We start from the raw sequence: 19263 nt of genomic DNA on the forward strand, positions 1-19263 counted from the left end.
GCCTCCACGGCGGTCGTTAGTTGCCCGGATCGAAGCCACTCTATGAAAGCGGTACCGATCGGCGGCAGACATGGGCGGACTCACGCCGCACATGGACGTTCGGTGGATCTCCCGCTCATCCGCCTGCCTTGATGGAGGCTCGAACCCCCTTACGCCCGGACGATGCGGCCGCGCGCAACGCCGCAGCGAGGCGGCGCCGGCCGACATCGCTCTCGACGGCGAAGAGCAGCAGGTCGGGCAGCGACGTCGCGAAGTAGTCGGGCGCGCGTGCGGGGCCGTCGAGCTCGTCCGCGGCGGCGTCGAGGGCGACCCACACGCGTTCGGCCTCGGACCGTTCGCCGAGCAGGTTGTGCGCGACGCCGACCCAGTAGTCGTCCTCCCGCGCAGACCGTGGCGCGACGGCCGACGGCCCACCGCCGGTGCGCGCCTGACGCCAGCGTTCCCGGGCGAGCTCGCCTCGACCCGCGCGGCGGTGGGCCTCCCCCGCGGCGACGAGTCGCGCGGCCAGAGGTCCCGCGGGATGACGACCTTCGCCCAGATTCTCGGGCGGCACGAGGCCGCCGTCGAGCATCGCTGCGGCCGCTGCTGGGTCGCGCTCGAGCAGGGTCGCCGCCACGGCCAGGCAGATCCGGTCGTACACGGCGATCGCCGCACCCTCGCCGCCCTCGAACGGCTGGAACGTCCTCGTGGTGACGATCTCGAGCGCCTCCTGCTCCCGCCCGGCGTCCACCAGGAGGCCGAGATGGGCGATCGCCAGGTCGTCGCGTGCGAGCAGGTCGGTGCCGGACGCCTCCAGGTCGGCGAGCCGGCGCTCCGGCCCGACCTCGCGCAGGCGCGCGAGCAGGTCCCGCTCGTAGGCCAGCCGCGGCAGCGGGCCGGCGACCGCACCGGCACGACCCAGGTAGGCGTTGGCGAGCTCGAGGTCCCCCGTCGTGTTCGCGGTCGCGATCGCGGCGTTGCGCCACACGACCGCGTCGTCGGCGCCCGCCGCGATGGCGGCCTCCAGCGTCGTGCGAGCGTCGTCGCCTCGACCGGCGCCCATGAGCCAGCAGCCGAGCAGCCCGAGCGCGGTGGCGTCGGGGACGCCGGCGCGCTCGCCGTGCGCGACGGCCGCGACGAGCACGTCGAGGTCGTCCAGGCCCGCCGGGAACGCGAGGGTGCGGTCGACGTGTGCGGCGCGGTTGCGTTCGCGCTGCGCGGCGTCGCGCTCCCCGGCGGCATCGAGCACGGTCGCGCGCAGGTAGCACGCGACAGGCCCGGGGTTGCCGAACGGCGTCGCCCCGAGGGCCACCGCGCGGTCGGCCCACGTGAGAGCCGAGTCGCTCTCGCCCATGCGGTTCAGCTCGGCCGCGACGAGCAGGTAGGTCCGTGGATCGACGACGTCCAGCCGCTGCCCGAGGGAAGCGAGCAGCGGGTCGAGCGGGTCGCGCACCGCTCCTTCAGCAACCTGCTCGTCCGCCTCCACGCCGCGGCCGAGGCGCCGCAGCGCGACGACGTTCGCCGCCCGTGCACCGCTGTGCCAGGGGTCGTCGGCAACAGCGGCCTGGGCGTGCTCGAGCGCACCCTCGGGATCGACGCGCGTCCGCAGCAGGACGCGCGCGGCACCCAGATGACCGGGCACGGTGTACGCGCCGTCCCAGGCCGACTTCGCGTAGGAGTCGATCGCGTCGGCCGTCCTGCCGAGGCGTTCCAGCGTGAGGCCGCGACGGTAGTGCAGCTCACCACTGCGGGGGTTGAGGTTGCGCCGCAGCATCCGGGCGGCGGCCGCATCGAGGTGCTCGAGCGCATCGGCATACTCCCCGCGGTTGTGCGCGAGCTCCGCGAGCGCGAGGTGGGCACCGGAGTCGCCCGGATCGATCTGCAGCGCACGGCGCAGGTAGGGCAGCGCAGCGCGGGTCGGGTGCCGGTACTGCCGCAGGTGCGCAGCGGTGAGCAGCGCCTCGTCCACGGTGTCGATCTGATCGGGCCGGGGCGGTTCCGTCGCGGACCACGGCTCCCCTTCCGAGACCTCCGCGTGCCGCCGCCAGGCGACGACCTCCCGTGCGTCCTCCCGGACGACGACCTCGAGCTCGTCCCGCACGACGCACCCCGGCACCGCGATCACGAACACGTGGGGTCTGCCGGGAGCGACGACGGCATGCTCGTCGCAGAGCACGTCGGCCCCGCACCTCATCACCACCCGCACGTCGAGCTCCCGGGCCGCTGCTACACCGACGCGGGCCATGCCATCGGCGACCTCGACGCTCACCGCGGCCTCGCGGGTGGCCTGGTGGACGACCCCCACGTCCTGCACCGGGTACCAGAACTGGCTGAACCGACGCGTCTCGCCCGGGGCCAGATAGCTGAAGTCCGGCTGGTTGTCCGTGAACACCCCGGCCATGAGCTCGATGTACGGCCCGTCACCGTCGGTGAGCAGACGATCCCAGGCGTGCCCGACCGGGCCGTCACCCCATGTCCATTGCTTCTTGCCGGGGGCGATGTTCCGGTCCGCCCAGTGCACGAACCCCGCACCTGCCCGGTGGTCGTACCCGCCGAAGAAGCTGTCTCTCGTGTCCGTGATCATGTACGACGTCGGCACCGGGATGTTCGAGTACCGGTCGAGCCTGTCGGCGCCCGGCTTCGTCGACGCGAGGCCGGGATAGTCGACGCCGTAGTACGGCCGGTCGGCCTGGGGGAAGGCGGTCACCGCGCGGCGCGCGTGGTCGGCGACGTAACGCACGTCCGTCGGGAAGAACGACTGGTAGTCCTCGTGGACCGCGGCCGCGACGTTGGCCCACCACAGGAAGGTCTGTGGCTCGTCGGTGCGGTTGAACAGGCGAACGACGACCTCGACCGCCGCATCGTCCGGGCGCAGGACCACACCGTGGGTGCCGCGCATCCGCTGGAGCGGGTCCACGTCGCTGTGCCACACGGTGACCGCGCCGTCGTCGGACCGCTCGATGCTCGTCTCGACCGGCAGGTAGGTCGCCGGCCGGTGGTGTTGCGGCCAGTTGAACTCGACGCCGCCAGAGATCCAGGGCCCACCGAGGCCGACGAGGGCAGGCTTGATGACGTTGTTGCGGTAGAAGAAGTCGTAGCCGCGGGTCTTGTCGTAACCGACGTGGATGCGCCCGCCGAGCTCCGGCAGGAGCATGAGACGGACCCAGCGGTTCTCGAGGTGGATCGCCCGCCAGGAGCGCGTCACGGGCTCGGCCTCGATCCGGTCCACGAACGGAAGGGGGTAGAGCACGCCGCTCGAGCCCTGGTAGACGCGCCGGTCGAAGAACATCGGGAACGGATCAGGTGCCGCCGGCTCGTAGGTCCGGATGTCGACGGCCTGCTCCCAGCAGGCGACGCCGCCGGCTTCGAGGAGCCGGGCCTGGTCGGGCGGAGGCGACGGCAGCTCGATGCGGGGCGTAACACTGTCCATCCGCCCGACGGTACGACGCGCCCGACCGCGCGGGTATGGGTCAAGCGGCGCATGGCATGGATGATTCACACGGCCGCGGGAGGCCCCGCGGCTGTTCCCTGCGACGGCTGCATTTCGGTCAAGAACCATCGGCAGAGGCGCTACAAACTTTAGTCGTACACTTTAGAACGCAACTCGACCGCGCGGATGGGAGAGTCCGGAGCGCGTTGCCGCAGATCGAGAGGACGCCAGCACATGGGTGCGGACCGGCACAGGTTCACCTCCGGGCCGTTGACGATGTCTGTGCGTGCAGATCGCGGCGCAAAGGTCACGTCGTTGCGAGACGCCCGGGGCCGCGAATGGCTCTCGCAGTCGACCCGCGACGGGATCCGTACGGGACTGCCCTTCGGCGAGGCTGAGATGGCGGGCTGGGACGAGTGCGCCCCGACGATCGACGCGTGCACCGTCGACGGACGGGAGCTGCCGGACCACGGTGACGCCTGGGACGTGGCCTGGGACGTCGTGCACGATGCCGCCGGCACCGCGCTCGTCACCTACGGCGCGTCGTGGCCGTACGAGCTTCGGCGCGCAGCATCGGCCACGACCGATGGCGGCATCCGGCTCACCTACACAGCACGGGCCACCGATCGGCCCGTGCCGTTCCTCTGGGCCGCGCACCCGCAGCTCGCGGCGGTGCCCGGGACGCGCATCGAGCTCAGCCCTACGCCCGCGGCGTTCGTGGATGTGCTCGACCCCGCCCGACCCCGGGTCCCGTGGCGGCCCGACCTGCTCACGCTTGCCGACGTGCCCGCGGGAGCGTGGCGCAAGCTCTACGTCGACCCGGCCGAGCGCGTCTCGTCCGCGACCTTGGTCCAGCCCGACGGGTCGCGGCTGCGCTTCGCATGGTCGCCGGAGTGCCGCTACCTCGGGCTGTGGTTCGACGACGGCGCCTACGCGGAGCATCCGGTGATCGCCATCGAACCCACGTTGGGCTTCGCGGACTCCCTCGCGGCCGCAGCGGATCTCGGGACGTGCCCGCTGCTCAGCCCGGGCACACCGCTGCGATGGTGGGTCGAGGTGCACGCCGTCGACTGACGCAACCGGCTTCTCACCTGCCGCACGACACGCCGGCCGGGAGCGGGGAACCCTCGAACGACGCGTCGCGATCGCAGGCCAACGTCCCGTCGACGACGCGCAGCGGTGCGGCCAGGACCGAGGAGCGCCGCTGCCGGTAGTCCAGATCCGGTACACCCGCGACACGTCCGGGATGAGTGAAGTAGAAGATCGCCGCCGAGCGGTCCCCCGTGACGACGACATCGGCGTGATAGCCATAGCCGCCGTCATCGACCCCGCTCCCCGGGCGGTCGAGGATCAGCCCCTGCCGATCCCACGTGAGCAGGTCGTCGGAGCGCAGCACCCGCAGCCCGTGCCACTCGTCCACGAGCATCCACCAGATGCCGTCGAGCCGGAACACGTTCGGTCCTTCGTGCGACGGCCCGTCGAACGACCTGCCGAGCACGGTCCAGGCACGCAGGTCGGCCGAGTCGGCCGCCCACGTGTGACTGTCGTCGGCCTCGTCCTTGTACCAGAGTCGATAGCCGCCGGACGGCAGTGGCTCGACGCAGGCGTCGATGACGAAGCTCGACGAGAGCTGCAGCGTCGACTCGAACGCCCAGTCCACCAGGTCGGGACTGGTGTAGTGCCGGATGAGTCGCTCGCGGCCCGGCCAGTCGTCCGGCATCCCGCGAACGACGCTGACGAACATGTGGTAGCTCGCGCCGTCGTCGATGATCTCCGGCGCCCAGTAGGTCGAACGCCCCCACTCGGTGTCGAGGCCGGAGATGTCGCCGCGGTAGGTCCACGTCGCGCCGCCGTCGTCGGACGACGCCACGCCCAGGGCGCTGCCATGCACCCACTGGACCCCCGGGACCGGCGGTCCGAACGCGCGGCGGCTGGTGTACACCATCCACCAGCACTGTTCCTGCCGATTCCAGATGACGACGGGATCGGTTGCCCCGTCGAAGATCGGATCGCGGTACAGCGGCTTCATCGTCAGCCCTTGACGCCGGAGCCCAGAGACTCGCCCATGAAGAAGCGCTGCGTGAACAGGAAGATCACGACGACGGGGGCGAGGTACAGGATCGCGCCGGCTGCTTGGACGGTCAGCAAGCCGTTTCCGTGGGGGTCGAGGTATCCCGAGGCGGTGGCGACGGCCAGGGTCGTGTTGTTGATGTTGAGCAGCAGCGAGGGCGCGAGGTAGTCGCCCCAGGTCCAGGTGAACGACAGGATGAGCGAGGTCAGGATGATCGGTCGCGACAGCGGCAGGAAGATGCGCACGTACGTGCGCCACCACCCGCAGCCGTCGATGATCGCCGCGTCCTCGAGCTCCATCGGGATGGACGTGAAGAACTGCCGGAACAGGAAGATCAGGTAGGGCGTCCCGGCCAGGCCCCACATGACCCACGGCCAGTAGGTGCCGACGAGGCCGAGGCGGGCGAACAGCACGTAGGTCGGGATGAGCGTGGCGATCGACGGGATCATCATCGACGCGATCACGATGGTGAACAGCAGGTTCTGGCCCTTGCCGCGCAGTCGGGCGAAAGCGAAGCCCACGGTCGCGCTCGTCGCCGTCGTGAGGACGGCGGTGAGCGTCGACAGGAACAGTGAGTTCATCGTGTAGGCGCCGAAGTTGATCATCGTCACGGCGTCGCTGAAGTTCTGCCAGTACGCGTCGACGTGCAGGAGCGCACCAGCGCCCTGGGACAGCTGCGCCGGGCTGGCGAGGGCGGTCAGGACGATCCACAGGAACGGGATGCCGAGCAGCGCGATCGCGACGACGACCATGATGTAGGTGAATGCGGACGCCCGTTGGCTGCGCGGGACGTCGCGACTGCTTCGTCGACGTCCGGTGGTCTTGCCGGGGATGTCGGCGGTGGGTGCGTGCACGGAGTCCGCTGCGATCTGGGTCATGGTTCAGCGCTCTCGATCAGTCGTTGCCGGCGGACGTCTGGTAGAAGACGAACCGCTTGCTCCCCCGCTGCAGCAGCAGCGTGAGAAGGAGGATGAACACGAAGTAGACCCAGAGCATCGCCGAGCCGTAGCCGAACCGGTTGTTCAGGAAGAACTCCTTGTAGACCTGGACCATGTACAGCGTCGTGCTCTGCGGCACGGAGGCCACGGAGGAGATGCTGTTGGTCTCGGCGAGCAGGAGGGGCTGCACGAGCATCTGCAGGGACGCGATGATGCCGGTGATGACCTGGAAGTAGAGCACCGGCGAGATGATCGGCACCACGATGCTCCGGGTGATGCGCCCGTTGCTGGCGCCGTCGATCCGGGCCGCCTCTTCCAGCTCGACCGGAACGCCCTGCAGCGCGGCGAGCGAGATGATCATTCCGCCGCCCAGGCCCCACAAGGTCATGCAGATGAGGGCGTAGAAGGCGTACGGGTCGCCGAGCCAGTTCACCTTGTCCAGACCGGCGAAGGTCAAGATGCCGTTGAGCAGGCCCGCGTCGTGGTTGAAGATGAGCCGCCACGTGATGGCGACGGCGACGACGGGAACCACCGACGGCAGGAAGAAGATCGCCCGGACGACGCCCCGGGCGCGGATCCGACGGTTGACGAGGATGGCGAGGCCGAGCCCGCCGGCGACGCTCAGCGGGACGACGATCACCGTGTACAGCAGCGTGCGCAAGAGCGCCGACCAGGCCTTCGAGTCGGTCAGGACCTGCGAGTAGTTGCGGAGCCCGACGAACCGCCAGAACGATGACGCACCGTCGTAGTTCGTCAGGCTCAGGCCGAGCGCGTACAGGATCGGGACCAGCGTCAGCAGCAGGAACCCGATGATCCACGGGGATGCGAACAGGTAGAACGTGGAGGTGCGGTAGCGCCGCCAGCCACGGCCGCGAGCGTTGACGCTCACGGCCGTGGCCTGCTCCACGAGGGAGCTGGTCGTCATCCGAGCTGGTCCTTGCCCTGGGCGAGCAGCTTGTTGACCTCGGTCTCGATCGTCTTGGCCGTGTCCGCGGCGCTCGTGCTGCCCTTGATCGCTTCCTGCAGCGCCTTGTCGATCACGTCGTTCGCGGACGTGAACGAGGCGTAGGGCGAGTCCGGCAGGTTCTTGGAGAAGGGAACCTCGGCCTTGGCCGTCTCGATCGCGGCCTTCTGGAAGGGCTGAGCGGTGGGCAGGTTCGCCCACAGCGAGTTGAGCACCGGCAGCCCCCAGCCCGAGCTCGACCGCGCCACGGCCGGAGCGCCTCCCATGAAGTACTCCATCACCCGCCACGCCTGGTCCTTGTGCTTGGACTTCGCGGGGATCCAGGCACCGACGCCGCCGAAGACCGGGCTGATCCGGTCACCGAACGTCGGACCAGGGGTCATCGAGGAGGTCGCCGCGACCGCGGCAGCTTCCTGCGCCTGCAGGTTCCCGCCGAACCAGTAGCCGTCCATCGTCATGGCCATCCGGCCGGAGGCGAATGCGGGTCCGTCCTGCCCGTCGGGCAGCGGGTTGAGGCTCGTGGGCCCGACGCCGGCCTTGCCGTAGTCGATGAGCCACTGGATCGCGCGCTCGGCCTCGGGCGTCTGCAGGTTGATCTTCGAGAAGTCGGCGTTGTACATGTTGCCGCCCTGCTGGGCGATCATCGTCTGGATCAGCGAGGCAACCCCCCACTGCCACTCGATCCCGAGCGGGATCTCCACACCCTTCGCCTTGAGCTCCTTGGCCTTGGCGAGGATGTCGTCCCAGTTGCTCGACTCCGTCGTGCTCAACGGCGCAACTCCGGCATCCGTGAACAGCTTCTCGTTCTGCCAGATCGTGGTGTCCGGGCTCCAGTCCTTGATGATGCCGTACAGCTTGCCCTGGCCGCGGCTCTTGCCGTCCCATCGCCAGATGTCGTTGACGGACAGCAGGTCGTCCTTGGTCAGGACCTTGCTCTTGGCCACGTAGTCGTCCAGCGGCGTCGCGAGCCCACGGGCGAACAGGTTCGCACTCGGGCTGCCACGCACGAAGTCGGGCGGGTCGCCGGCGGTCATCATGGCGTTCAGACGGGTCTCGTCGTACTCGATGAAGTTGATCTTGATGTCGGGGTTGTCCTTCTCGAAGGCGGCGACGTCGTCCTTCGAGAACTCCGAGGTCTGGTACATCACGGTGACGGTGGTGACCCCACCGGTGGAGCCACCACTGGCAGAGTCGTTGCTGCTGCCGCCGGCGGAGCACCCCGCCAGGGCGAGGGTGCCCGCGGCGAGCGCGACCGTGGCGATACGAACTCGCCTCCGGAGGCTAGACCTGGTCGAGTTGGACATCAGTGTCCCCTTTCGGTGGATCGTGCCTGGTTGATGAGCGGGGTTGGGTGGGAGTACTGCCGCGCGGACGACTCGCGTATGACGAGCTCCGTCGAGACGCGGACATTCGTGGTGTGACCCGGCTCGCTCTCGACGAGCAACCGGACCATCTCTCGGCTGATCTCGGCGAACGGCTGACGCACGGTCGACAGGGGCGGGTCGCACGTCGCCGCTTGACCGGCGTCGTCGAAACCGACCACGCCGACGTCCTCGGGGATGGAGCGGCCCGCAGCGCGCAGCGACGCGACCGCTCCGACCGCCATCACGTCGTTCGACGCGAAGACCGCGTCGAGGTCGGGCACAGCCTCGAGGAGGCGTGAAGCGCCGGCGCGACCGCCCGCATTGCTCCAGTCGCCCTCGACGACGAGTCGCTCGTCCCGGGCTATCCCTGCGGCGTCGAGAGCGTCGTAGTAGCCGTCGACGCGGTCCAAGGAACCAGCGAGGTCGAGCGGACCGGTGATGATCCCGATACGCCGGCGTCCGGTCGACGCGAGGTGCGCGACCGCCTCGCGGGCACCGATACGGTCGTCCGCGGCCACGCTGGAGATCGCGTGCTCCCAGCTGGACGGACGCCCGCACGACACGGTCGGGACCCCTGCGGCCACGAGCTCCGGCAGGATGGGGTCGCCCGCGTGCGAGGAGATCAGGAGCACGCCGGCGACGTGACCACCGGAGACGAACTCCAGCGCACGCCGACGTTCATGGTCGGTGCTGGCCGTCATGAGGATGAGGCTCATGTCGCGCTCGTCGAGAGCTTCCGTCGCCGCACGCAGGATCACCGGGTAGTTCGGGTCGCCGAACAGGCGATCCTGCGGCTCGGTCAGCAGGAAGACCACCGTGGACGACTTCCCCGTCGCCAGCGACCGGGCGAACCTGTTGGCGCGGTAACCCGTCTTCTCGATCGCCGCGACGACCGCCTGGGTGCTCGCTTCGCCGACCCACTTACCCCCGTTGAGGTAGCGGGAGACGGTTCCGTACGACACCCCGGCCTCACGCGCCACGTCGTGGATCGTCGGTCGGCGCGGGCGCTCTGCCGGGAGGCCCGTGGCGAGGGCGTCCGACAGTCCGTCGAACCTCACCGCAGCGTCAGCGGTGCCTTCGCCCGTGCTCTGTCGCATCGCCACTCCTCGACCGCCATTGGTCCAAGGCTGAGCACTCGTCGCGCCGCCTGTGATCGGTTACAGTCCGACCTGTGATCGGTTACAGTATGAGTCGCTCGAATGGCTGTCAAGTTACGATTAAGCATCGCTAAAGTACGTTCGGACGCACAGCCAGCGCCGATGTGCGACGTTCCCAGCAACTCCCACCGACGAAGAAGCCGAGCCGCCCGCGATGCCAACGCCACGCACGACCTCCTCCACCACGCTGCCCCTCCTGGCCATCTCGACCCGGGGCTGGACCGCGGCTGCGCGCCGCCCGGCGATGGCGAACGCCGAGGACCGGCGCCCGGGTCTCGAGCTCACGGACCAGGGGCTGCGCCGTGGGGGAACCCCGTGGATCCCGGTCTCGGGCGAGATCCACTACTCCCGGGTGCCGCGCGAGCGCTGGGCCGAGCGGGTGGAGCAGATGAGGGCCGGTGGCATCTCGACCGTGGCCTGCTACGTGCCCTGGCTGCACCACGTCCCCGAGCGCGGTCTGCCTCGGTTCGACGGCAACCTGGACATCGGCGCGTTCGTCGACGTCGTGCGCTCGGCCGGCCTGGACCTCGTCCTTCGGATCGGGCCCTGGGCGCACGGCGAGATGCGCAACGGCGGCTTCCCCGACTGGGTTCAGGCCACCCCGGTCGAGCACCGCACGAACGACCCGGCGTACCTCGACCTGGTCGACGAGTGGTGGGGCCAGCTGGCCGTCGCCCTCGACGGGCGGTGCGAACCCGGCACGGTGCTGGGCATCCAGCTCGAGAACGAGCTCTACGACCAGCCCGAGCACATCCGCGAGCTCAAGCGGCTCGCCCGGGCGAACGGGTTCAGCGCACCGTTCTGGACCTCGACGGCGTGGGGCGGCGCGCAGCTACCGGATCCCGAGGTGTTCCCGCTCTTCGGCGGCTACGGCGACGGCTTCTGGGTCGACCCGGACGAGCCCTGGGACCCCTCGTTCCGCGAGCACTTCTACTTCTCGCACATCTGGGACGACCCGGGCATCGGTTCGGACCTCCATCACGCGGAGACCGACGGGGCCGCTGCGCGCGAGGGCATCGGTTCGCTCTGGTTCCCGCCGGCAACCTGCGAGCTCGGCGGCGGGATGGCGACGGCGTACCACCGTCGGCCGCGTCCGGCCGCGCTCGACATCGCCGCCGTCGCGCACAACAAGATCGGCAACGGCTCGGCCTGGCAGGGCTACTACATGTACGCGGGCGGGACCAACCCCGCCGGGGGCACCCAGGAGTCGCACGCCACGGGCTACCCCAACGACATGCCCGCTCTCGGCTACGACTTCCACGCACCGATCGGCGAGGCGGGCCGACTCAGCGCGAGCCACGCCGAGCTGCGTCGCCAGAACGCGTTCCTGCACGCCTTCGGCGACCGGCTGGCCGCCGCGCCCTCACACCTTCCCGACGAGGTGCCGCGCGACTGGGAGGACGTCGAGACGCTGCGCTGGGCGTTCCGCGGCGATGGTCAGGGCGGCTTCTTGTTCGTCTCGTGGCACCAGCCGTTCGTCGCGCTGGCGCCGTACGAAGCAGCCCGGTTCGCCGTGCGGTTCGATGCCGACACCGTCCACCTCCCCTCACGCGCGATCGACGTCCCGACCGGGACCCTCGCGCACTGGCCCGTCCGGCTCGAGATCGGCGGGGTGGCTCTGCACTGGCTCACCGCCTCAGCGCTCACGCTGCTTCCCGCCGCCGGGGCGGATGCCGTCACGACGCTCGTGGCGGTCGAGGACCGGGGCATCCCGGTCGAGCTCGCCGTCCCCGCATCGACCCTCGTCGAGGGTGCCGCCGCGTCGGACCAGTCCGACGTCGACGGATCGGGGACCCGCGTGCACGTCGTCGCCGCGTCGTCGACACCGGTGCGACTGACCGACGCGAGCGGAGCACGCCTCGACCTGCTGGTGCTCCCGCACGACCTCGCGAGCGACGTGTGGGTGCAGGAGGGCTCCGGAGACTCGCCGCGGAGGCTGCTGCTCAGCACCGACGAGCTGACCTGGGACCGTACCGGTCGCGTCGAGGTCCGCTCGGCGAGCACCACGCCCGGCGTCAGGTCCTACGACCTGGCACGCCGCTCGCTCGTCTGCGTCCCGCTCGCCCACCACGGCGGGGCGGTCACGTCTCTCTCACTGACGCCCGAGCGGGTCCGCGCCGCGAGCCCACTGGTCCCTGGCGGCTACGGCACCTTCGTCGGCCGCCCGTCGGCGCCGTCCGCCTCGATCGTCGCCGCGGACGCCGCCGTGTACAGCCTCGACCTCCCTGCGGCCGCTGCCGACCCCGACGCCTGTCTCGTCATCGAGTGGGCGGGCGACGTGGCCGAGCTCGTCGTCGACGGGACCGTCGTCGCGGACCGCTTCTGGGACGGCTCGACCTGGATCGTCAACACGACCGACCGCGCCGTTCGGCCCGGCGCGACGATCGAGCTGCGCGTCCTGCCGATGTCGGCGGACTCGCCCGTCCACCTCCCAGCCGACGCCGCGGCACGGCGCTCGGCGAGCAGCGAGCCGCTCGCCGCGGTCGACTCCGTCCGGCTGGAGAGCCGCGCCGTCTGGCGCGAGGTCAACGACACCGAGGGAGCACACCGATGACCGTGAACGCCGCCACGACCGGGTCGACGGTGCAGGTCAGCGCAGTCATCGATGTCGACCTCCCTGGGCCGACCATCAGCAGGCACGTGTACGGGCACTTCGCCGAGCATCTCGGGCGCTGCATCTACGGCGGGTTCTTCGTCGGACCCGACTCCGACGTCCCGAACGTCGATGGCATCCGCACCGACGTCGTCGAGGCGCTGCGCGCGCTGGACATCCCGAACCTGCGCTGGCCGGGCGGCTGCTTCGCCGACGAGTACCACTGGCTCAACGGCACGGGTCCGCGACCCGAGCGACCCACGATGGTCAACACCCACTGGGGCGATGTCGTCGAGGACAACAGCTTCGGCACCCACGAGTTCATGGCGCTGTGCGAGCTGCTCGGCGCGGACGCGTACGTGTCCGCGAACGTCGGCAGCGGGACGGTCCGCGAGGCCGGCGAGTGGGTCGAGTACCTGACCCGGGCCGACGACAGCCCGATGGCCAGACTGCGCCGCCAGAACGGTCGCGACGAGCCGTGGACGGTCCGCTTCTGGGGCCTGGGCAACGAGCCGTGGGGCTGCGGAGGCGGCTTCAGCCCCGAGGCGTACGCGCAGGTGGCACGACAGTTCGGGCTCTACAGCCGCGACCACAACGGCAACGAGCTCTACCGGATCGCGGCCGGCGCGTCGAGCGACGACTACCGCTGGACCGACGTGCTCATGCGGTCCCTCGGCTTCCAGATCGGCTCGGGCAAGCAGGTCGGCGAGGGGCAGAGCACGTTCCAGGCGATCTCGTTCCACCACTACACCGTCCCGGGCCCGTGGGAGCGCAAGGGCAGTGCGACCGACTTCGACGAGGCCGAGTACTACCGCACGATCGCCGAGGCATCCCGGATCGAAGGCCTCCTCGCGGGGCACGCCGCGGTGATGGACGCGTACGACCCGGCCAAGAAGATCGGTCTCGTGCTGGACGAGTGGGGCACGTGGTTCGACGTCGAGCCCGACACCAACCCCGGCTTCCTGTTCCAGCAGAACACCCTGCGTGACGCGATGGTCGCGGGGCTCCACTTCGACGCGTTCCACCGGCACGCCGACCGGCTCGTGATGGCGAACATCGCGCAGACGATCAACGTCCTGCAGGCCATGATCCTGACCGAGGGCGACGAGTTCGTGCTGACCCCGACCTATCACGTGTTCGAGATGAACAAGGGTCACCAGGACGCACGGTCACTCCCCCTCGCGTTCACCTCGGCCGTGCCGAACGTCACCAGCGGCGAGTCGACCGTCGCCACCTTCAGTGCGTCCGCGAGCACCAAGGACGGCCACGTCCTCATCTCCCTCACCAACGCGCACGCCACGGACGACGTGGACGTGACGATCGACCTGCGCGGCGTCGAGGTCGGCACCCCGACCGCCCGCATCCTCACCAGCGCCTCCGCCGGAGCGCACAACACGATCGGCGACAAGCACAGCGTGGCACCCCGGGCCCGCGACGCCGCCGTGAGCGACGGCCTGCTGCGAGTGAGCATCCCGCGCCACTCGTTCGTCACCGTCGAGCTACCGGTGTCGGCATGAGGTCGACGTGACGACGGCGCCCGAGACGATGACGCGTGCCCGTCGCGCCGATCCCGACGCGCCCGGGTGGCACACTCTGCCCATGCCAGCATCGAGGGTGACCATCGCTCAGGTCGCCACCGAGGCCGGGGTCTCGTCGATGACGGTGTCGAACGTCGTCAACGGCCGCCCGGGAGCGTCCGAAGCCACGCGTGCGCGGGTCCTGGCCGTCGCCGAGCGTCTCGGCTACCCGGCGAACCTGTCGGCGCGCAACCGTCGGACGGGCAAGATCGGCGTCGTCTCGCTCGACCTCATCTCGGAGTACAGCCACGAGATCATCCGCGGTATCGCCGAGGACCTGATGGACGACGAGCGCGAGCTGCTCATCAACGTCTCGGTCGACGCGGCCCGCGAGCGCGAGCGGATCGAGTTCTTCGCGCGTGAGCTCGTCGACGGGATCCTGCTCGTCGCCCCCCAACTCGAGCCCGACACCGTGGAGTACGTCCGAGGCCTGCGCGTGCCGGTCGTCGTCGTCGACCCACGCCACCTCGACGTCCCGCTGCCGCGGGTGACGGTCGACAACTATGGCGGGATGCGTGCGGGCACCGAGCACCTCCTCGCGCTCGGGCACCGCCGGATCGCCTTCATCCGTGGCGACGAGGAGCTCGACAGCACCGAGGCGAGGCGGCACGGCTACCTCGACGCGATGCGGCTGGCCGGGATCGACGTCGGTGACGAGATGACCGCGGACTCCGGGGTCAGCCACGCCGGCGGCCAGCGTGCCGCGACCGAGCTGATCGACCGGGTCCGACCGACCGCGATCATCGCCGGCGCGGATCTCATCGCGCTGGGCGCGATCGACGCGGCTCGCGCCCTCGGGCTCGACGTCCCGCGCGACCTGTCGATCGTGGGTTTCGACGACATCCCACGCGCCGCCCAGACCTACCCGGCGCTGACGACGGTCCGGCAGCCGCTGCGCGACATGGGACTGGCGGGAGCGCGCGCCCTGGCGTCGCTCATCGAGGGCCGACCTCTCGCCGTCGACCACATCCACCTGCCCACCAGCCTCGTCGTGCGCGGGACGACCGCTCCGGCCCCTCGCTGACCGGTCCCGTCGTCTCCGCCGGCGGCTGCTCGCCGTCACGTCATCCACCCTCGCCGGAACCCGGCACACCCGTCGCGACTCTCAGGATCTGATGTCTCAGAACCCGGCCCGCCCGTCACACCACGACCCCCGTGGGGTCGTCCTCGACCCCGAGCACCCCGGCCGTGCGCTGCTCCGGCTGCTGCGGCCGTTCCGGGCTCGCCTCGGGGGCGTCGCGGGGATCTTCGTCGTCAAGGACAGCGCGCTCTGGTTGCTGCCCGTCATCACGGCGCGTGTCATCGACATCGTCGTCGCCGGTGGGCCGGCCTCGTCGATCGGCTACCTGGGCATCGTCGCCGCGGTGCTGCTGCTGCAGGTGTACCCGATGCACGTGCTGTTCACGCGCATCTACATGGGCACCGTCCGCACGCTCGGCGCGAACCTGCGCAACGCCATGACCGTGCGCATGCAGATGCTCTCGATCGGGTACCACGGGCGCACGAGCGCCGCCGTGCTGCAGAGCAAGGTCGTGCGCGACGTCGAGAACATCGAGCTGATGTTCTCCCAGGTCGGCAACCCCCTGGGCTCGGCCGTCGTCGTCTTCGTCGGTGCAGTCGTCATGACCGCCATCAGCGTGCCGCAGTTCCTGCCCATCTTCGCCCTGACCATCCCCTGCGGGATCGGCGTGTGGTGGACGATGCGCCTGCGCTCGCACCGCCGCAACGAACAGTTCCGCATCCAGATGGAACAGTTCTCGCGGCGCGTCGGAGAGATGGCGACCCTGATGCCCATCACCCGTGCGCACGGGCTCGAGGACGTCGCGATCGACCGCATCGCGCAGGACGCGGAAGCCGTCCGCAGCCGGGGCCTGAGCCTCGACATGCTCAACGGCCACTTCGGCGCGCTCAGCTGGGTCGTCATGCAGCTGCTCGCGGTCGGCTGCCTGATCCTGGCCGGGACCATGTCCGTCCTCGGCATCGTGCCGATCACGCCCGGTCAGGTCGTGCTGCTCGCCACCTACTTCACCACCCTGACGGGCACCGTCATGACCGTCCTCAGCTTCATGCCGATCGTCGCGCGCGGCCGTGAGTCGGTCCGGTCGGTCGCCGAGCTCCTCGAGGACCCCGACCTCGAGCGCAACGAGGGAAAGCGCACGGTGGCCGACGTCACCGGGACGTTCCGGCTCGAGCGGCTCAGCGTCACCTATCCGGGGGCCGCGGAACCCGCGCTCGACCACCTCGACCTCGACATCGCCGCCGGTGAGACCGTGGCGTTCGTCGGCTCCTCCGGCTCCGGCAAGTCGACCCTGATGAACACCCTGCTGGGGTTCGTCCGACCCACCGAGGGCCGGGTCCTGCTGGACGGGCGGGACATGGAGGAGCTCGACCTGCGCACGGTCCGGCGACACATCTCCGTCGTCCCGCAGGAGTCGGTCCTGTTCGAGGGGTCGATCCGCGACAACATCAGCTACGGGCTGGGCACGATCAGCGACGACCGGATGCGCGACGCCATGATCCAGGCCAACGCCCTCGAGATCGTCGACGCCCTGCCCGACGGCTGGCACACGCACGTCGGCGAACGCGGGGCACGACTGTCCGGCGGGCAACGGCAGCGGATCTCCATCGCCCGCGCGCTGATCCGCGACCCGCGGATCCTCGTGCTCGACGAGGCGACGAGCGCCCTGGACTCGGAGTCCGAGGTCAAGGTTCAGGAGGCGCTCGACCGCCTGATGACAGGGCGCACCACACTGATCGTCGCCCACCGCCTCTCGACCGTCATGCGGGCCGACCGCATCATCGTGCTCGATCACGGTCACGTGGTGGAGACCGGCACCCATGACCAGCTGGTCGAGGCCGAAGGGCGCTACGCGCGACTGTGGCGGCTGCAGTACCGCTGACGATCGAGGGCGCTGCTGCACCGGTGTCGATCGGCGTCCTCCAAGAACACCCGGCCCCGCTCAGCTGCCGGGGCGGTGGCACGGTGCGGTGAAGCCGATCGCCTCGTGGGTCCCGTCGCAGTAGGGCTTGATCGCCGACGCACCGCAGCGGCACAGCGCGACGATCGCACGTCGTCGAGGGACGGGCCGACCGGCCGCGTCGACGATGGCGATGGGACCTCGAACGAGGATCGGGCCATCGGGGCAGGCGACGATCGTCGCGCTGGCAGGTTCCGCCGGTGGCCGCCTCATCACGCGATCCGTAGGGACACGCGCCGACCCGCCAGGCGCCGAGCACGTGCGCAATCAATGGTGTCGTTCAGAGCGCGGTCCGGCCGGCGCCTCGAGCCAAGCCCACCATCACAAGCGACGCGGGCTGCCGACCGGAGCCGTCGCCGGCGTCGGCGTCGGCGTCTGAGTTTTCCTTGAACGCCCCGCCGCGCCGACCTCGGGCGCGGCCTACTTCACCGCGCCCATCGTCAACCCGGTGCGCAGGAGCCGGAAGCTCGCGACGTAGACGATGAAGACCGGCACGGCCGACACCACCGCGAACGCCATCATCGCGGGCCAGTCGACGCCGTACGCGCCCGACTGCACGGCGATCAGGGCGCTGAGCGGGTATTTGTCGGGCGAGAGCATGAAGGTGATCCCGTAGAGGAACTCGCCCCACGAGACGAGGAACACGATCGACGCGACCGTCAGCACGCCGTTGCGCGCGAGCGGCAGAGCGACCGAGCGGAAGGAGCGCACGGCAGCGGCACCGTCGATGCGCGCCGCCTCCTCGATGGAGACCGGGATGGCCCCGAAGAACGGGCGCAGGAGCAGGATCGCCCACGGCAGGAACAACGCGGCGTCCGCGAGGACCAGGCCGCGTGTCGTGTCGATCAGACCCCACTTCGAGAGCAGCCAGAAGAGCGGGATGAGGTTCGCGGTCTGCGGCACCATCTGCAGGACGACCAGCACGGCCAGGGCGGGGACGACCACGGCGGACCGCACCCGAGCAAGGGCGTAGGCGGCTGGGACAGCGAAGAGCAGGCACATGACCGACGTCCCGACCGCGACGATCACCGACTGTCGCAGCGAGTCGACCAGCGCGGGGTCCGCGATCGCCGCCCGGTAGGCGTCGAGAGTCGGGGTGAAGACGAAGGAGGCCTGCGAGGACAGGACCTCGTCCTGGCTCTTGAGCGAGGTCAGGACGATCCAGAGCAGCGGCAGGCCGTACATCAGGTAGAGCAACGTCCGGATCGTGAAGGCGACCGGTTCGCGACGAGCGCGGGTCACGGCGCTCCTTCCTCGTTGCGACGGACGTCGCGGGCGTAGACGAGCGCGAGCGACAGCACGACGACGAGGGCGAGCAGGGCCGCAGCGGCGCCCCGCCCGTAGTCGAGCTCGATGAACGCGTGGACGTAGGCGAGGTACGGCAGCGTGGTGGAGGACGTGCCGGGTCCACCGGCCGTCATGACGTAGATGAAGTCGAAGCTCCGGAAGGCGTATACGACGGTCAGGACGGTCAGGACGGTCGCGGCCGGGCGCACCGAGGGCGTCAGCACGTAGCGGATCCGCTGCCACGGGCCTGCGCCGTCGATCTCCGCTGCCTCGAGCACCTGCGGGTCCACGCTCAGCAACGACGCCCGCAGGATCAGGGCGTTGAAAGGAACCACCGCCCATGCGTTGACCAGGGCCACCGACCAGAGCGCCAGGTGCCGGTCGTAGAGGAAGCCGATGCTCGTCGTCCCACCCAGCGCCCGGAACGTCTCGTTGAGCAGGCCCTTGTCCGCGAGCAGGAACTTCCAGATCGATCCGTTGACCACGGGAGGAAGGGCCCAGACGAACACCATCATGCCGAGCAGGAACGAGCCGCCGCGGGTCGAGGACGACATGGACACGGCGACGACGTAGCCGCCCACCATGCCGATCACGGTGACCACGAGCACGAACGCCAGCGTGTTGAGGACGACACTGACGAGGTCCGGCTCGTGCAGGACGGCGGAGAAGTTGCCGAGCCCGACCCATTGCCACTCGTTGTTCAGCGTGGCGGCCGTGACCTCGTGGAGACTCATCACCCCGAGCTGGACGAGCGGCCAGATCGCCAGCGCGAGGAGCAGCGCTGCCGCGGGGATCGCGAAGGCGAGGCGGCGGTCCCGCCGGGTGGTGACCCTCCTCGTCGGGATGGCGTGTCCCGACGAGGAGGGTCCATGCGCGAACCCCCGAGGAGAGGAGGGTTCCTTCGAGAGGGCGCGCATCTGCATCG

General features: G+C 70.1%; 14 protein-coding genes. 5 read left to right on the forward strand and 9 right to left on the reverse strand.

Features of this window, described 5'->3' with window-relative positions; all coding sequences use genetic code 11:
• Positions 1–115 precede the first annotated feature (115 nt).
• Positions 116–3409, reverse strand: a complete 3294-nt coding sequence (locus tag ACPPVS_RS12430) for a DUF5107 domain-containing protein (protein WP_426592574.1) — start codon at positions 3407–3409, stop codon at positions 116–118.
• A gap of 315 nt (positions 3410–3724) precedes the next feature.
• Between ACPPVS_RS12430 and ACPPVS_RS12435 the strand changes: the two genes are divergently transcribed.
• A complete protein-coding gene (locus ACPPVS_RS12435; protein WP_426592575.1) occupies positions 3725–4483 on the forward strand; it encodes a hypothetical protein in 759 nt (252 codons plus the stop codon).
• 13 nt (positions 4484–4496) lie between these two features.
• Here the strand turns inward: ACPPVS_RS12435 and ACPPVS_RS12440 are convergent, their stop codons facing one another.
• From ACPPVS_RS12440 to ACPPVS_RS12460, 5 genes are all read right to left on the reverse strand, one after another.
• Complete coding sequence (locus tag ACPPVS_RS12440; RefSeq protein WP_426592576.1) at positions 4497–5354, reverse strand: family 43 glycosylhydrolase; 858 nt, start codon at positions 5352–5354, stop codon at positions 4497–4499.
• A gap of 86 nt (positions 5355–5440) precedes the next feature.
• Complete coding sequence (locus ACPPVS_RS12445) at positions 5441–6358, reverse strand: carbohydrate ABC transporter permease (protein ID WP_426592577.1); 918 nt, start codon at positions 6356–6358, stop codon at positions 5441–5443.
• Positions 6359–6374: 16 nt separating this feature from the next.
• Entirely contained in the window at positions 6375–7343 is a 969-nt protein-coding gene (locus ACPPVS_RS12450) for a carbohydrate ABC transporter permease (protein ID WP_426592578.1), read from the reverse strand.
• Positions 7340–8686, reverse strand: coding sequence for an extracellular solute-binding protein (locus ACPPVS_RS12455; protein ID WP_426592579.1), 1347 nt, complete (start codon positions 8684–8686; stop codon positions 7340–7342). The genes ACPPVS_RS12450 and ACPPVS_RS12455 overlap by 4 nt, the downstream gene beginning before the upstream one ends.
• Complete coding sequence (locus ACPPVS_RS12460; RefSeq protein WP_426592580.1) at positions 8686–9843, reverse strand: LacI family DNA-binding transcriptional regulator; 1158 nt, start codon at positions 9841–9843, stop codon at positions 8686–8688. Before ACPPVS_RS12460 ends, ACPPVS_RS12455 begins: the two co-directional genes overlap by 1 nt.
• Before the next feature lie 214 nt (positions 9844–10057).
• Here ACPPVS_RS12460 and ACPPVS_RS12465 point away from each other — a divergent pair, with 214 nt between their 5' ends.
• From ACPPVS_RS12465 to ACPPVS_RS12480, 4 genes are all read left to right on the forward strand, one after another.
• A complete protein-coding gene (locus tag ACPPVS_RS12465; protein WP_426592581.1) occupies positions 10058–12457 on the forward strand; it encodes a beta-galactosidase in 2400 nt (799 codons plus the stop codon).
• Positions 12454–14013, forward strand: a complete 1560-nt coding sequence (locus tag ACPPVS_RS12470) for an alpha-N-arabinofuranosidase (protein ID WP_426592582.1) — start codon at positions 12454–12456, stop codon at positions 14011–14013. The genes ACPPVS_RS12465 and ACPPVS_RS12470 overlap by 4 nt, the downstream gene beginning before the upstream one ends.
• Before the next feature lie 82 nt (positions 14014–14095).
• Positions 14096–15097, forward strand: coding sequence for a LacI family DNA-binding transcriptional regulator (locus ACPPVS_RS12475; RefSeq protein ID WP_426592583.1), 1002 nt, complete (start codon positions 14096–14098; stop codon positions 15095–15097).
• A gap of 91 nt (positions 15098–15188) precedes the next feature.
• On the forward strand, positions 15189–16973 hold the full coding sequence (locus ACPPVS_RS12480) for an ABC transporter ATP-binding protein (RefSeq protein ID WP_426592584.1): 1785 nt from the start codon (positions 15189–15191) through the stop codon (positions 16971–16973).
• Positions 16974–17033: 60 nt separating this feature from the next.
• Here the strand turns inward: ACPPVS_RS12480 and ACPPVS_RS12485 are convergent, their stop codons facing one another.
• The 3 genes from ACPPVS_RS12485 to ACPPVS_RS12495 form a co-directional block, all read right to left on the reverse strand.
• Positions 17034–17264, reverse strand: a complete 231-nt coding sequence (locus ACPPVS_RS12485; protein ID WP_426592585.1) for a CDGSH iron-sulfur domain-containing protein — start codon at positions 17262–17264, stop codon at positions 17034–17036.
• Between the two features lie 207 nt (positions 17265–17471).
• Complete coding sequence (locus tag ACPPVS_RS12490) at positions 17472–18293, reverse strand: carbohydrate ABC transporter permease (protein WP_426592586.1); 822 nt, start codon at positions 18291–18293, stop codon at positions 17472–17474.
• Positions 18290–19261: a carbohydrate ABC transporter permease gene (locus ACPPVS_RS12495; protein WP_426592587.1), complete on the reverse strand. Its 972-nt coding sequence runs from the start codon at positions 19259–19261 to the stop codon at positions 18290–18292. Before ACPPVS_RS12495 ends, ACPPVS_RS12490 begins: the two co-directional genes overlap by 4 nt.
• Positions 19262–19263: the final 2 nt, after the last annotated feature.

The organism is Cellulomonas sp. McL0617 (assembly GCF_049994875.1).
Taxonomy (GTDB): domain Bacteria; phylum Actinomycetota; class Actinomycetes; order Actinomycetales; family Cellulomonadaceae; genus Cellulomonas.

Coding starts and splice junctions, on each gene's coding strand:
- ACPPVS_RS12430 (WP_426592574.1), bottom strand. CDS start 3,409: ATGGACAGTGTTACGCCCCGCATCGAGCTGCCGTCGCCTCCGCCCGAC.
- ACPPVS_RS12440 (WP_426592576.1), bottom strand. CDS start 5,354: ATGGTGTACACCAGCCGCCGCGCGTTCGGACCGCCGGTCCCGGGGGTC.
- ACPPVS_RS12445 (WP_426592577.1), bottom strand. CDS start 6,358: ATGACCCAGATCGCAGCGGACTCCGTGCACGCACCCACCGCCGACATC.
- ACPPVS_RS12450 (WP_426592578.1), bottom strand. CDS start 7,343: ATGACGACCAGCTCCCTCGTGGAGCAGGCCACGGCCGTGAGCGTCAAC.
- ACPPVS_RS12455 (WP_426592579.1), bottom strand. CDS start 8,686: ATGTCCAACTCGACCAGGTCTAGCCTCCGGAGGCGAGTTCGTATCGCC.
- ACPPVS_RS12460 (WP_426592580.1), bottom strand. CDS start 9,843: ATGCGACAGAGCACGGGCGAAGGCACCGCTGACGCTGCGGTGAGGTTC.
- ACPPVS_RS12465 (WP_426592581.1), top strand. CDS start 10,058: ATGCCAACGCCACGCACGACCTCCTCCACCACGCTGCCCCTCCTGGCC.
- ACPPVS_RS12470 (WP_426592582.1), top strand. CDS start 12,454: ATGACCGTGAACGCCGCCACGACCGGGTCGACGGTGCAGGTCAGCGCA.
- ACPPVS_RS12475 (WP_426592583.1), top strand. CDS start 14,096: ATGCCAGCATCGAGGGTGACCATCGCTCAGGTCGCCACCGAGGCCGGG.
- ACPPVS_RS12480 (WP_426592584.1), top strand. CDS start 15,189: ATGTCTCAGAACCCGGCCCGCCCGTCACACCACGACCCCCGTGGGGTC.
- ACPPVS_RS12485 (WP_426592585.1), bottom strand. CDS start 17,264: ATGAGGCGGCCACCGGCGGAACCTGCCAGCGCGACGATCGTCGCCTGC.
- ACPPVS_RS12495 (WP_426592587.1), bottom strand. CDS start 19,261: ATGCAGATGCGCGCCCTCTCGAAGGAACCCTCCTCTCCTCGGGGGTTC.